This window comes from Roseovarius aestuariivivens (assembly GCF_004761875.1).
Taxonomy (GTDB): Bacteria; Pseudomonadota; Alphaproteobacteria; order Rhodobacterales; family Rhodobacteraceae; genus Roseovarius; species Roseovarius aestuariivivens.
The window spans coordinates 217,969-230,644 of sequence record NZ_SJEY01000006.1 but is presented as its reverse complement, the minus strand read 5'-3'; the positions used below and the strand labels follow the sequence as shown (position 1 = coordinate 230,644).

General features: G+C 59.8%; 12 protein-coding genes. 7 read left to right on the top strand and 5 right to left on the bottom strand.

All coding sequences use genetic code 11. From position 1 onward, the window contains the following. Positions 1 to 5: 5 nt before the first annotated feature. A complete protein-coding gene (locus EZV60_RS11805; protein ID WP_135505691.1) occupies positions 6 to 2,360 on the top strand; it encodes a TRAP transporter large permease in 2,355 nt (784 codons plus the stop codon). 6 nt (positions 2,361 to 2,366) lie between these two features. Here the strand turns inward: EZV60_RS11805 and EZV60_RS11800 are convergent, their stop codons facing one another. The 3 genes from EZV60_RS11800 to EZV60_RS11790 all read right to left on the bottom strand — a co-directional run bounded on the left by EZV60_RS11800 (position 2,367) and on the right by EZV60_RS11790 (position 4,224). Beyond that, complete coding sequence (locus EZV60_RS11800; RefSeq protein ID WP_135505689.1) at positions 2,367 to 3,197, bottom strand: arginyltransferase; 831 nt, start codon at positions 3,195 to 3,197, stop codon at positions 2,367 to 2,369. Positions 3,198 to 3,272: 75 nt separating this feature from the next. Next, on the bottom strand, positions 3,273 to 3,722 hold the full coding sequence (locus EZV60_RS11795) for an RDD family protein (protein ID WP_135505774.1): 450 nt from the start codon (positions 3,720 to 3,722) through the stop codon (positions 3,273 to 3,275). A gap of 70 nt (positions 3,723 to 3,792) precedes the next feature. Next, positions 3,793 to 4,224: a DUF2852 domain-containing protein gene (locus tag EZV60_RS11790; protein ID WP_135505687.1), complete on the bottom strand. Its 432-nt coding sequence runs from the start codon at positions 4,222 to 4,224 to the stop codon at positions 3,793 to 3,795. A gap of 189 nt (positions 4,225 to 4,413) precedes the next feature. Between EZV60_RS11790 and EZV60_RS11785 the strand changes: the two genes are divergently transcribed. After that, positions 4,414 to 7,209, top strand: a complete 2,796-nt coding sequence (locus tag EZV60_RS11785; RefSeq protein ID WP_135505685.1) for a bifunctional [glutamate--ammonia ligase]-adenylyl-L-tyrosine phosphorylase/[glutamate--ammonia-ligase] adenylyltransferase — start codon at positions 4,414 to 4,416, stop codon at positions 7,207 to 7,209. Continuing rightward, the gene (locus EZV60_RS11780; protein ID WP_135505683.1) at positions 7,202 to 7,468 is read left to right on the top strand and encodes a hypothetical protein; all 267 of its coding nucleotides are present in this window, start codon (positions 7,202 to 7,204) and stop codon (positions 7,466 to 7,468) included. Before EZV60_RS11785 ends, EZV60_RS11780 begins: the two co-directional genes overlap by 8 nt. A 131-nt stretch (positions 7,469 to 7,599) precedes the next feature. Here the strand turns inward: EZV60_RS11780 and xth are convergent, their stop codons facing one another. Then, a complete protein-coding gene (gene xth / locus EZV60_RS11775) occupies positions 7,600 to 8,382 on the bottom strand; it encodes an exodeoxyribonuclease III (protein WP_135505681.1) in 783 nt (260 codons plus the stop codon). A 321-nt stretch (positions 8,383 to 8,703) separates the two neighbouring features. Here xth and EZV60_RS11770 point away from each other — a divergent pair, with 321 nt between their 5' ends. From EZV60_RS11770 to EZV60_RS11760, 3 genes are read left to right on the top strand one after another with little or no spacing between them, the layout of a single operon-like run. Next, entirely contained in the window at positions 8,704 to 9,054 is a 351-nt protein-coding gene (locus tag EZV60_RS11770) for a DUF6749 family protein (RefSeq protein WP_135505679.1), read from the top strand. A 42-nt stretch (positions 9,055 to 9,096) separates the two neighbouring features. Further along, entirely contained in the window at positions 9,097 to 10,182 is a 1,086-nt protein-coding gene (locus EZV60_RS11765) for a DUF6902 family protein (RefSeq protein ID WP_135505677.1), read from the top strand. Then, a complete protein-coding gene (locus EZV60_RS11760) occupies positions 10,179 to 11,084 on the top strand; it encodes a DMT family transporter (RefSeq protein ID WP_245306284.1) in 906 nt (301 codons plus the stop codon). The genes EZV60_RS11765 and EZV60_RS11760 overlap by 4 nt, the downstream gene beginning before the upstream one ends. Before the next feature lie 6 nt (positions 11,085 to 11,090). On the opposite strand, the gene EZV60_RS11755 is transcribed toward EZV60_RS11760, so the two are convergent. After that, entirely contained in the window at positions 11,091 to 11,414 is a 324-nt protein-coding gene (locus EZV60_RS11755) for a HesB/IscA family protein (RefSeq protein ID WP_135505675.1), read from the bottom strand. 87 nt (positions 11,415 to 11,501) lie between these two features. Here EZV60_RS11755 and EZV60_RS11750 point away from each other — a divergent pair, with 87 nt between their 5' ends. Then, positions 11,502 to 12,674, top strand: coding sequence for a deoxyguanosinetriphosphate triphosphohydrolase (locus EZV60_RS11750; protein ID WP_135505673.1), 1,173 nt, complete (start codon positions 11,502 to 11,504; stop codon positions 12,672 to 12,674). Positions 12,675 to 12,676: the final 2 nt, after the last annotated feature.

Below are 12,676 nucleotides of genomic sequence, written 5' to 3'. Positions count from 1 at the left end.
CTGCCATGCTTTTCGGACTGGATGGCGTCGAAATCGGCCTGATCATCGTGTTTCTTTGCCTTTTCGGGGCGATCCTGTCGGGGTTTCCCGTGGCCTTCGCGATCGGCGGGGCCGGGGTCCTATCCTTCGGGATCATCGCCGCGCTCGACAACGCGGGTCTTCTGATTCATCAGGCTATCGATACGGGCAGCGACGCCTACCGCGCAATGGTGGCCGAAGGCGTGCGATCCGACGCGATCTCGGTCTTTCGGTATCCGGACCTGCCCAGGACTGAAACGCCGGTCTTTCCGCAGGGCTGGGAAGTCGCGCTGGACCGGAATGTCAGCTTCATCGTCAATCGCATGAATGAACGCGTCTTCGCGGGGCAATCCATCGAAACACTGCTGGCCGTGCTGATGTTCGTGCTGATGGGTATCACGCTGGAACGCTCGCGCATCGCCAATGACCTGCTGACCACGATGGCCCGGGTCTTTGGTCCCTTGCCCGGGGGGCTGGCGGTGTCAGTTGTTGTGGTCGGTGCCTTCCTTGCGGCCTCTACGGGCATTGTCGGCGCCACCGTTGTGACCATGGGGCTTTTAAGCCTGCCGACGATGCTGCGACACGGCTATTCGCCCCAGATCGCGACAGGTGTCATCGCGGCGTCTGGCACCCTTGGCCAGATCATCCCACCATCAATCGTGATCGTGCTACTGGGCACGTTGGCGGGCGATCTTTACTCGGTCGCGCAGGAAACCCGCGCGCGCGAAGCCGGTTGCACCGACGCGCTGACCTATCTGGGCGAACCGGCTGTCGTGTCCGTAGGCACGCTTTTTCAGGCCGCGCTCTTGCCGGGGGTCCTGCTGGCATTCCTTTATGCGGGATATGCCTTTATCTACGCGATATTGAATCCGTCGCGCGCGCCGGCGGTCCGTGCGGGCGGCTCGACAGGCGCGCCTGTGACACGTGGAGAGGCGTTCACCTGGTTCATCGGTGCACCGGCTGCGTTGATTGCCGGGGTGCTGATTCTTGGCAATCTCGGTGTCGTCGGCTCGCAGGACGTTACTGTCGACAGCTATTCGACTCGCGGCGAGACCGCGAGCTTGCGCACCAATGTCAGCGAGGATTGCCGCGCCGCGATGATTGATTTGCACGGTCAGGCGGCGTGGGATCGCGCCGTTGCCGAAGAGCGCGCCATTGTGGCGGCCGGGGGAACCGCGCCTTCCGTTGCCTTGAGCGAGGATGAACAGTCCGCTCGTTTGACGAAGAAAATCGCCGCAGCGGCTCCAATCGGTACCGGAGTGGCGACAATCCTCAGCGTGCTCTCGCTGGTTCTCGTGGCGGCGCGCGGCGTTCAGCCTGATGCGCCATCCACGCCCCTTTTGGTCGGGGGCTTGGGGGTCGTGCTTGGTTATCTTGCCGATATCCTGCTGATCGGCCCGCTGATGTCGTCGGGCCAGGCCTTGCTTATTCTTGCTTTACCCCATGCGCTGGCGCTTTACGGATGCGCGGCGGCGGCGCGGCGTCTGGCCGGGAACGAGCTCATTCGTGTGGTCTTTCCTCCGCTCGTGCTGATCGTCGCAGTACTTGGGTCGATCCTTGGCGGTATCACGAACCCGACCCCGGCCGCGGCGCTTGGGGCAGGGGGGGCGATCATGCTCGCGGCGTATCGCAAACTGCGCGACGAAGACCGCTCGGCCCGGATTATCATAGGCGCCACGCTTGCGATTGTGGCGGCGATCCTTTTGGGGATCAATTTCGATCTGCGCGTGAATGTCGAGGATGTGTCCACCGAAACCGTCTTGGCGTTCATTGCAGCGCAGGCGGCTTATCTCTTTGCACTATTTGGTCTTCTCTTTTCGGCCTGGGTTTTGTTCGCAGGCGGCGTTCTGACCCCTGTGGTGCGCGAAACGGCGAAGGTCACGAGCATGGTTTTCACCATCCTGATCGGCTCGCAACTTCTGAACCTTGTCGTCATCTCCTTTGGCGGAGAGCACTACATCCAGCAATTTCTCAAGAGTTTTGACAACGAGTTCACGGTTTTCCTCATCGTGATGCTGGTTCTTTTCGTGCTGGGTTTCGTTCTCGACTTTCTGGAGATCATCTACATCGTGATCCCTATCGTCGGTCCGGTGATTTACGGCGGAACCTTTGACCCCAAATGGGTGACGATCATGATCGCCGTTAACCTTCAGACCAGCTTTCTTACCCCGCCATTCGGTTTTGCGTTGTTTTATCTGCGAGGGGTCGCACCCGCCGGGATCACGACGGGCAACATCTATCGCGGCGTGGCGCCATTCGTGGTGATTCAGGTGCTGGGGCTGGCGATCCTGTGGTTTTTCCCGGGCATCGTGACAATTCTGCCGGACCTGATCGGAAACTGACCGGGATCAGCCGCGCGTGCCGCGCAACGGGCGGCTGTCGGGCAGAGAGATGTTGGCAACCTGCTCGGCGATCGGATCGTTGGACAGCGGATGGCGTGTGACGTCGTAATCAGCCGGGTTGCGCATGACTTGCCACGTACCGTTCGAATAGACCTCAAGCCCGGAAAACGACGCCTTGTACCCCATCTTGGAACTGCCGGGCACCCAGTAGCCCAGATAGACGTAAGGCAGACCTGCTTCGCGGGCGATCTCGATGTGATCGAGAATGACATAGGTGCCAAGGGACAATCGGCTCTCATCCGGATCGTAGAACGAATAGACCATGCTCACGCCGTCGTCGAAAACATCCGTAAGACACACCGCAAGCAAGTCACCGCTGTTCTGGTCGCAATACTCGATCACCCGGGTCCGGATCGGGCTTTCCTCGATCATCGCGGCGAATTCGAAGCTGTCCATATCGGCCATGCCACCCTTGGCGTGGCGCTCTTCCAGATATCGGCGGAAAAGTGCGTATTGATCCTCGGTGGCCCAAGGTGACGTGGCCCGACGTTCCAGATGGGCGTTGCGGCGCATCGTCTTACGCTGTCCGCGCGACGGTTCGAACGCGGCGACATTGATCCGCGCCGACAGACAGGCCGCACAATCCGCGCAAGATGGCCGATAAAGCACGTTCTGCGACCGGCGAAAGCCTTGTTTCGAAAGCGTGTCGTTAAGCTTTTGCGCACCGTCGCCCTGCAGCGCAGTGAACAGCTTTCTCTCAAGCCGTCCTTCGAGATACGGGCAAGGTTGCGGGGCCGTCACATAGAATTGCGGCGCTATCGGAAGAGTGTGGCGCATGTGAAGATCAGTCCGGGTTTCGCGTCACGATAGCAACGAAGCGGGGCTGGGCCAAGGCCGAATACCCGGTTCGGTTTACGACGCCGCCCGCTGGTTGATCACGACGGTTGAAAGGGCAAGATCACTCAGGCCCTGCGCGCGCTCTGACGTGGCCATCAGGATGATCGACGCAAGTTGAAGTAGGGGAACCATCCAGCAAAACGTGTATCCCGCGCTGTGCATCAGGGCGTGTGCGGTGTCGAAACGTGCGCCCGTCGCGGTGCGGAACTCTATCGCCAAAAGCCGCATGCCCCAGGTCGCCGAGCTCCGCGCGATGGTGACAACCCGATAAGCAAAACTGACCGTCAGAAAGAGAAGCGGCAGAAAGAAGAGACCTGTAAAGGCGGTGAAAGGCAAAATCAGCAAGGTCGCAATCAGGATCACGACCGTATCCACACCCCATGCCAGCAAACGCTTAAGAGGCACGTCCGCGTAGAATTCGGGCTGCGTTTGGGGGTCGGGAAGGTGCCAGCTACTATCGGTCATGACGGTCATATAAGGGACTGGCCCGGGGGGTGAAAGCCCCCGGGCCGCGAGGGTCGCGTGCGCAGTCAGTTCAGGCGCGGCCGAAGTTCGGATCGGTCTCTTCGGTGTTTGCCGCGGCGCCGGCCAGCTCTTCCATGAATTGATAGAACTCTGCCTTGTCCCGCGCGGCGCGCAGACGGGCCAGGAAGGCCTCGAAGGTTTGCTGTTCCTCTTCCAGACGGCGCAGGGTCGTCTCACGGTAGGCATCGAAAGCGCTGTTTCCGCTAGGGCGGGTGGAAGACATCGAGTGCCGTCCAGAGGTCGAGCGGCGCGAAGTGCATGTCATTTTGCGGCTCCAGATCATGTAGGCGAGAAGGGCAAGGCCAAGCGGCCAGGCGAGAATCAATGTCAGCACAAGTACCGCGATCCACGCGGGCGTGCCCTTGTCATCGAGCCAGGTTTCGATGCGCAGGATCCAACCCGTAAAGCCCGTTCTCGGCGTGTCGTGGGTAACTGTGGTCATGAGGAACTGTCCTTTCTTCCAAGAGAGACCTTCGTTGATGTGAATGCCGTTCACATTGGGAAGATGGTGCTTCAAATCTCAGCGTGCAAGGGGTGATGTTAAGGTTTTTTACATCTTGGCGTCCTTGTCATGCCCAACGCTTGGTGCGGCAAGGATTGACCGCACGTTGCGGCGCGGTATGAGAGTAGCATGACATTTGCCGCCCGCATGACCCGCGCCCCAAGAGCCTTTGACAGCGCGCAAGGTGAAGCCCCGCTTGCCAAGCTGGAGGGGATCGCCCCCGAGCTGCGCGACCTCGTTGCAGGCGCCGTGGGCTGCAGCCCGTACCTTTGCACCCTTTGCGACCGGGAAGCGACGTGGATAAGCGAGGCTTTCGACGATCCCGAAGCGGCCCTTGAGAAGCTGTATTCGGACGTTTCGGCGGCGCCTCTTGACTCCGTAACAAGTGAGCTGCGCCGCGCCAAAGGGCGGGTGGCCCTTTTAATCGGGCTGGCGGATCTGGGCGGTGTTTGGGACCTTGAAACGGTCACCGGCGCGCTGACGCGGTTCGCGGATCTGGCGGTAAGACAGGCGTTGCGTGCGGCGCTTTTGCCAGAATTGCGACGCGGCAAGGTTCCCGGCATGGACGAGAGCGCGCTGGACAATGCGTGCGGCATGGTCGTTCTGGCGATGGGCAAGATGGGCGCACATGAACTGAACTACAGCTCGGATATCGATCTTATCTGTCTTTTCGATGAAACCCGGTTCGCGCCGGACGATTTCGGTGAGGCGCGCGCAGCCTTCGTACGCGCGACGCGCAAGATGGCGGCCACATTGAGCGACCGAACCGCCGAGGGATATGTCTTTCGCACCGATCTTCGGCTGCGTCCTGATCCCAGTGTCACCCCGGTTTGCCTTGCGATGGCCGCGGCGGAAACGTATTACGAAAGCTTGGGTCGCACATGGGAACGCGCCGCATATATCAAGGCGCGAGCGGCCGTGGGCGATCTGTCGGCGGGACAGCGGTTCCTCGAGACATTGCGCCCTTTCGTCTGGCGCCGGCACCTGGATTTCGCGGCCATCGAGGACGCGCACAACATGCGCTTGCGCATTCGCGAGCATAAGGGTCTTGGGGGCCCATTGACGCTTCCGGGACACAACATGAAGCTGGGCCGTGGCGGTATCCGCGAAATCGAATTCTTCACGCAAACCCGGCAACTGATCTCGGGGGGGCGCGATCCGGATCTGCGCGTCAGAGGGACTGTCGAGGGTCTTGCCCGGCTTGCCGAGAAAGGCTGGGTGCCAGACGATGCCGCGCGGACGCTGACGGAGCACTACCGCTTCCACCGCGAGATCGAACACCGATTGCAGATGCTGCGAGACGCTCAGACGCAAACCTTGCCCACATCAGAGTCCGAATTTAACCGGCTAGCAGCCTTCTGTGACCGTGACACCGCAGAGCTTAAGGACGAAATTCTTTCGCGCCTGACCGCGGTGCACGAGCTGATCGAGAGCTTTTTCGCGCCGGAAGAGACGCCGGAACCGGTGGAGCCTGCGGACCTCGATCAAGGGGTCATCGCACGCTGGCGATCGTATCCTGCCCTGCGGTCGAACCGCGCGGTGGAGATTTTTCAGCGTCTACGCCCCGAAATCCTGCGTCAACTCGCACGCAGCGCAAACCCGAACGAGGCGCTTCTGGCCTTCGACGGCTTTCTCGCCGGCCTGCCGGCGGGTGTTCAGGTTTTTTCTCTTTTTGAGGCCAATCCGCACCTCATCGACCTTTTGGTCGATATTGCGGGCACGTCTCCTGCTCTGGCGTCGTATCTGTCGCGCCATGCTGGCGTGTTCGACGCGGTGATTGCCGGTGACTTTTTCGCTGATTGGCCGGGACGGGAGGCGCTGGAGAATAGTCTTGCGAAAGTGCTAGAGCCCGAAGCCGATTACGAGCGTAAACTCGATGCCGCACGCCGCTGGCGCAAGGAATGGCACTTTCGCATCGGGGTTCATCACCTGCGCGGTTTGATCGACGCCGATACCGCGGGGGCTCAGTATGCCGATCTGGCAGGGGCCGTTCTCGGGCCGGTCTGGCATGCCGTTCAGGAAAAGTTCGCTGAAAAGCATGGCGCGGCGCCGGGGCGCGGCGCAGTTGTTCTTGGCATGGGATCGCTTGGCGCGGGCAAGCTAAATGCCGGATCGGATCTGGACCTCATCGTGATCTACGACGCACCGGGCGATTCTACATCAGAGGGGCGCAGGCCGCTCAATGCACGGGCCTATTATGCGCGCCTGACGCAGGCGCTTATAACCGCGTTGACTGCGCCCATGGCCGAGGGCCGGCTTTATGAGGTGGACATGCGGCTTCGTCCGTCCGGAAATCAGGGGCCGGTGGCCACGAGCTGGGCCGCGTTTCAGTCCTATCAGCAATCGGAAGCCTGGGTCTGGGAACACTTGGCGCTCACGCGTGCGCGGGTGATGGCCGGTCCGCCCGATCTTGCCGAAGATGTGGAAACCTTTCGCCGACACTTGATGACCCGGAAAGGGACGCCTGCACGCGTTCTTGAAGAGGTCGTGGAGATGCGCACACGGATCAACGAGGCGAAATCTCCAGCGGGCTTCTGGGACACCAAGCTTGGGTCGGGGCGACTGCAGGAGATCGAGCTTGTGGCGCAAGCCGGGGCGCTTATGGCCGGTATTCCCGATCGGGGCGTCTCTCGAGGCATTGATGCGGGCGTCGCAATCGGTTGGCTGAGCGACGCGGATGGCACAGCGCTTGTAGAGGCTTATGCGCTTTGCTGGACTCTGCTGCAGGTGGCGCGCCTTCTCAGCGACAAGCCGCTGGAGGCTAAGACTCTTGGCGAAGGAGGGCAGGCTTTCCTGCTCCGCCAGACCGGGTGCCAAACCTTGTCAGCACTGGAAGACAGACTGGGTGAAGTGACGAAACGCGCAGCAGATGTCATAGATGCGTGTCTCGCGCGTCTGCCCAAAGGGAAAGAAGGCCATGGCTGACCCGATTGATCCGAAGGGCCTGATCCGCGAGGCCTATCGCATGGAAGGAATTTCGGCGGGGGAATGCCGGTCGGTGTTTCTGGATTGGGCGCTGTCGATTGAGGCCGACGATCATCTCGGTCATATCGCAGGCTTGATCGCGCGCTACGGCGAGGACCATCCGGACCATCCTATGACCAAGGTTTTGCAGGAGGGGCTTCAGGCTTCGCAGGCGCCGAAACGGCGCGGCGGATGGCGTTCCCGGCCACGTTCAGAATGACGCGGTAGGGGAATAGCCATCGAACATGGCGAAGTGTCAAAAGCGCGCCGCCGTTCAATTTCGTCGCATGTCCCGTCAACGCGATCAAAATGATCACGCGCCATGATCCGAATTCGGCCCGGATCGGGCCGTCAGATATCCATTTCGACCCAGATCGGTACATGATCCGACGGCTTTTCCCGTCCGCGGATTTCCTTGTCGATGCCACATCCGGTCATGTGATCGGCGGCTTGCGGACTAAGAAGGAAATGGTCGATGCGGATGCCGTCGTCTCGGTTCCACGCTCCGCCCTGATAATCCCAGAATGTGTAATGCCCGCCCGCCGTGATCGTTGCGCGGAACGCCTCGGTGAAACCCATGTGCAGCAGACGGCGGAACGCGGCGCGGCTTTGGGGCAGGGCAAGCGCATCTTCTTTCCAAGCTTCGGGTCGCTTGGCGTCTTCGTCCTGAGGGATGACGTTGTAGTCACCGGCCATCAAGAACGGCTCTTCGGCGTCCAGAAGCTGCTGCGCTCGGGCGCGCATACGGTCCATCCATGCGAGTTTGTAGTCGTATTTTGGCCCAGGGGCGGGATTGCCGTTCGGAAGATAAAGCCCGCAGATCCGCAAGGCGGCTTTGTCACGCACGACAGTCGCCTCGATCCATCTGGCCTGCTCATCCTCGTCGTCGCCGGGCAGTCCGCGGCTTATGTCCTCGAGCGGGGATTTTGACAGGATCGCAACCCCGTTGAAGCTTTTCTGACCGTGGGTATGCACGTGGTATCCGCGGTCCTCGAATGGTTCATGCGGAAACCCGTCGTCCACAGATTTGATCTCTTGCAAAAGCGCGATGTCGGGTTGCGCCTCGTCCAACCAGTCGGTCAGAGCGGGCAAACGGGCCTTAATGCCATTGATGTTGAAACTGGCGATTTTCATGATTGTCTCCCGTCGTTGGTGTCTTGTCGCGCAGCGCGGCGGCTTAGGCAAGAGGCGAGAAGTTGCTTCAGGCGAATCATCTTAAGGTTGATTTCTTAATTTGAACTCGCGCGAACCGTTCGAAATGAGTTGAGAGCATCTGGGGATAACATTTTTTCTCCCTGTGGAAATCTGAGTGGGCGATCCGCAATTCAGGACCGGCGGGCCGGAACCGGGGTGTGCATAGCTTTGTGGATAATTCTTAAGCGAGAAAACTACCTTGGAAAAACCCGCATAGCGTGTAACCGTTTTGGAACTGTTAACCTTAAACGGAGTGCTCCAATGAGCTCGAACCTCAAGATCAAGACCTTCCACGATACTGCTTCTGCACCGCTTGCAAACCTTCATGACGGGACTGCTGTCGAGGCGTTCACGTCATCGCTTATGCCGAGCGCCGGATCCGACATTATGGACGGCGACGCGGCCGGTCTTTTCACCTCGAGCCTTACACCGCGTTCAACCGAAATCGCGACCGGTGAAGCGGTCGAGATGTATACCTCGAGCTTGGTGCGTGCCGCAACCAGCGGAACGGAAGGCGACGCCGTAGAACTTTTCACCTCGAGCCTCGGCCCGGTCCGTGCCGCGCAAAGCGATGCAGGTGATGCGGTGCAGATGTTCACTTCTAGCCTCTGAGCGCTTCCGGCGGAATGGAAATTCAAAAGAAAGGTCAGTGATATGGGATCCGTTCTTCACCTTGACGTTCCGTTCCGCCAAACCACTCCTGCGGCGCGTAAATCGGCCATGATCCAGCGTTTTGCGCAGGAACGCCGCGTGGACAATGATGTGTTCTGGCTTAAGGAAAATGCCGAACTGCTAAATCTGCTGGATTGCACCAACGCCAAGCTCGATGATTTCGCGCTTGCTCCACTTGAGGCATTCTACGGTGATTTTGAAAAGCGCCTCGGCTTTTTTCCTCAGTACTACCGCTTCCTGTTGTCACTGTGCCTCGATCTGGAGGACCTTGGACTGCCTGGCGGGAAAGGCGAGGAAGCCGTTGCGTGGGTCGCAAAGCAGGGTCTGGTTACAGCCGAACTGTCCGACCTACAGCGCGCCGAAGCGCGACGGCTTTGCCTTCGCCGCGGTATTGACCCAGTTAACGGGGACGGTGCTCTTGACACGCGACTGCGCCGATTTGCTTCGCAAAAAGAGACGTTCGCACTTCCGAATAAGAAAGCGGCGTACGAACTGACCCACATCGTTTTTTACCTGTCCGAATATGGTCGCGCGATGCCGGATCTTGCCCCGGGTACTGTCGCAAGCCTTCTTCATGCCGGAACGCTTGCATTCCTTGAGCTGAACACTGATCTGTTGTCGGAATTCTGCATCGCCCTGCGTTTTGCGGGTGAGACGCCACCATTCGAATGGGAAGACTGGCTTTTTTCCCAGGCGCGTCGGTTCGTTGTCGAAGCGGGCGAGTTGGGATGGGCACAGGATGACTACCATCCGTACCTGATGGTGAACTGGGCATTGTCGGTTGCCGGTCAGGGCGGATTTGGTGCGCAGATCCCCGAGGGGCCGATTTGCTTCCGCGCGCCGCGTCCACATGTCTCGCCCCTGCGGGAATTGTCGGAAGGCTTGCTTGCGCAAGATGGTGTGCGGTGTGCGGACTGGTATCGTATGCGCGACCGTCTTGGTGAAACACTATCAGACGAAGCACTCGCGGTGGTGGATGTAGCTGAGAAAGCGGTCGATTTCGAAGCGTTTTTCGCAGGCTTCGCCCGTGCCGCCCAGCCCGGCCAAGACTTTGGGGGTTTGCGTTGAAACATGCCACTATCCCCGGCGCCGTGATCGGCGGCGTCGCCCTGACGGCCCTCTACACACTGCTGATTTCGGGCGCTGATGCGATCACCAAGCAGTTCGCGGCCAATTATGCGCCACCGCAACTATTTGCGCTGTCGGGTGGCCTGGTCGTTTTGTTCTGCCTTTTGGCCAATCGGGACCGGCGCGGCAGGTCACTTGGTCTACATACAACCTGCCCCAAAGCCATGGCGGTCCGTGCGGTGGCCACCGTGCTTGGCACCATCGCGTTTTTTTACGCGTTTCAGCTTCTGCCTTTTGCGGACGTATTCTTGTTCATTGCGCTCATCCCGCTGATGGCGGCGCTTCTGTCCGGCCCGGTGCTATCCGAAAGGGTGCGCCCGCAGGCTTGGTGTGCGCTAGGGGTTGCCGTACTCGGCGTCGGGTGCCTGTTTCAGCCCGGTTTCGGTGCGTTTACCATGGGACATGGTATGGCCTTGCTCGCGGTGATGCTGGGTACCGTGTCCATGGTCGCTTCGCGCTATATCGGCCAGAGAGACCAAGGGCTTCTGGTTCAGGTATTCTATCCTAACCTCGCTCTGATGCTGACAATGGCTTTGGTACTTCCGTTCGTGTACCGGCCAATGCCGCTGACCGACTTGGGATGGGCCGTAGTTTATGCGCTGCTTCTTTTTATGGCCAGGTGGGTCTTGGTTGCAGCGTTGCGTGCGCTTCCGGCCTACGTGGTTACGCCGCTGATGAACCTGCAATTCGTCTGGATGGTTCTGCTCGGCGCCATATTTTTCGGAGAGATGCCCGGCGCGCCGGTTCTGATCGGGGCCTTGCTCGTAGTTTCTGCCGGTGTCTGGCTGGTGCTGGACGAAACGAGCCCGCGGTCAACCGCAGCGCAAGTACCGGCCGAGTAACGGGCTCTACATTGAAAAAGACGTGCCACAGCCACAGGAACTGGTGGCGTTGGGATTGTCGATGGTAAAGCGCGCGCCGATCAACTCTTCGGTGAAATCAATGACCGCGCCCTGCAAAAACGGCAGCGAGACACTGTCGACAACGACTTTTTCACCCTGGCTTTCAAGGATCAGATCGTCTTCGGCCGGCGTGTCGAGACGAATATCATATTGGAACCCCGAGCATCCTCCGCCCTCGACAGCGACGCGCAAGGCCTGACCGTCAGAGCCCGCGCCAATCTCGGCGAGACGTTCGAACGCGCGTTCGGTTACTTTCGGAGGCAGTTGCATAACCTATTTCCTGACGCTTTGCTTCCTCAACGGCCTGGAATATATGAGCGTTGGGACAAGGCCACAAGGCAAGGCAGGCCGCAAATCGTGAACCAGCAGCGCTATGCGTCAAATCCGCGGCACGCGCGGCCCCGCCTGACGGAGGAGGAAGAGAGTGCGTTCCGCTCCTGCTATCAGCGTGATCGGGACCGTATCATCCATTCCAGTGCCTTCCGAAGGCTCAAGCACAAGACGCAGGTTTTCGTCGAGCACGAAGGCGATTATTTTCGGACGCGTCTCACGCATTCCATAGAAGTGGCGCAAGTCGCGCGCACCATTGCCGGCGCGCTCGGTTTGAACGCGGAACTGACCGAGGCCGTGGCCTTGGCGCATGACCTTGGCCATACGCCGTTCGGACATACCGGCGAGGACGCACTCGACCGGCTGATGGCACCTTATGGCGGGTTCGATCACAATGCTCAGGCGATCCGGATCGTTACGTCGCTTGAGCGGCATTATGCTGAATTCGACGGTCTGAACCTGACTTGGGATACGCTGGAGGGACTGGCAAAGCACAACGGTCCTGTGATCGGCGCGCTGCCTTATGCGCTGGAAATTTACAATGCGCGGCATGATCTTGAGCTTGGTACTTATGCCAGTGCAGAGGCGCAGGTTGCGGCCCTGGCGGACGATGTCGCGTATAACAACCACGATCTGCACGACGGTTTGCGCGCCCGGCTGTTCACGGAAGAGGATATTCGTGTGCTGCCGGTCGTCGGACCCTGTTACAATGCGGTCGAGGACCTTTATCCCGGGCTGGACCCCTATAGACGGCGGCACGAAGCGCTGCGGCGCGTCTTCGGCGACATGGTCGGGGATATCATTGAGACTTCTCGGGCCAGACTCGAGGCAGCTTGTCCCGAGACGGTCGACGACATTCGCAACCTTGGACAGCCTGTAATCGCGTTTTCCGATCAGATGGCGCGGGACGTGAACGAGATTCGCTCATTTCTGTTCAGTCACATGTACCGTGCATCCAAAGTCATGGAGGTCCGGGACCGCGTGACGAAAGTGGTCGACGAACTCTTCCCGTTCTATATGTCTAATCCAGAACACTTGCCGCAGCGGTGGCAAGAGGATGTCCGGCGCGCAGAGACAGATTCCGATCTGGCGCGCCTTGTCAGCGATTACATCGCCGGCATGACCGATCGGTTCGCCCTTGAAAGCCACGCGCGGCTTCTGGGTGGGCAGGGAGGTATGGCCGAGCGCGAAGGAGTTTAGAT

What these genes read in the sequence shown, in the direction of transcription:
- EZV60_RS11805 (WP_135505691.1), top strand. Translation starts at nt 6, where the DNA reads ATGCTTTTCGGACTGGATGGCGTCGAAATCGGCCTGATCATCGTGTTT.
- EZV60_RS11800 (WP_135505689.1), bottom strand. Translation starts at nt 3,197, where the DNA reads ATGCGCCACACTCTTCCGATAGCGCCGCAATTCTATGTGACGGCCCCG.
- EZV60_RS11795 (WP_135505774.1), bottom strand. Translation starts at nt 3,722, where the DNA reads ATGACCGATAGTAGCTGGCACCTTCCCGACCCCCAAACGCAGCCCGAA.
- EZV60_RS11790 (WP_135505687.1), bottom strand. Translation starts at nt 4,224, where the DNA reads ATGACCACAGTTACCCACGACACGCCGAGAACGGGCTTTACGGGTTGG.
- EZV60_RS11785 (WP_135505685.1), top strand. Translation starts at nt 4,414, where the DNA reads ATGACATTTGCCGCCCGCATGACCCGCGCCCCAAGAGCCTTTGACAGC.
- EZV60_RS11780 (WP_135505683.1), top strand. Translation starts at nt 7,202, where the DNA reads ATGGCTGACCCGATTGATCCGAAGGGCCTGATCCGCGAGGCCTATCGC.
- xth (WP_135505681.1), bottom strand. Translation starts at nt 8,382, where the DNA reads ATGAAAATCGCCAGTTTCAACATCAATGGCATTAAGGCCCGTTTGCCC.
- EZV60_RS11770 (WP_135505679.1), top strand. Translation starts at nt 8,704, where the DNA reads ATGAGCTCGAACCTCAAGATCAAGACCTTCCACGATACTGCTTCTGCA.
- EZV60_RS11765 (WP_135505677.1), top strand. Translation starts at nt 9,097, where the DNA reads ATGGGATCCGTTCTTCACCTTGACGTTCCGTTCCGCCAAACCACTCCT.
- EZV60_RS11755 (WP_135505675.1), bottom strand. Translation starts at nt 11,414, where the DNA reads ATGCAACTGCCTCCGAAAGTAACCGAACGCGCGTTCGAACGTCTCGCC.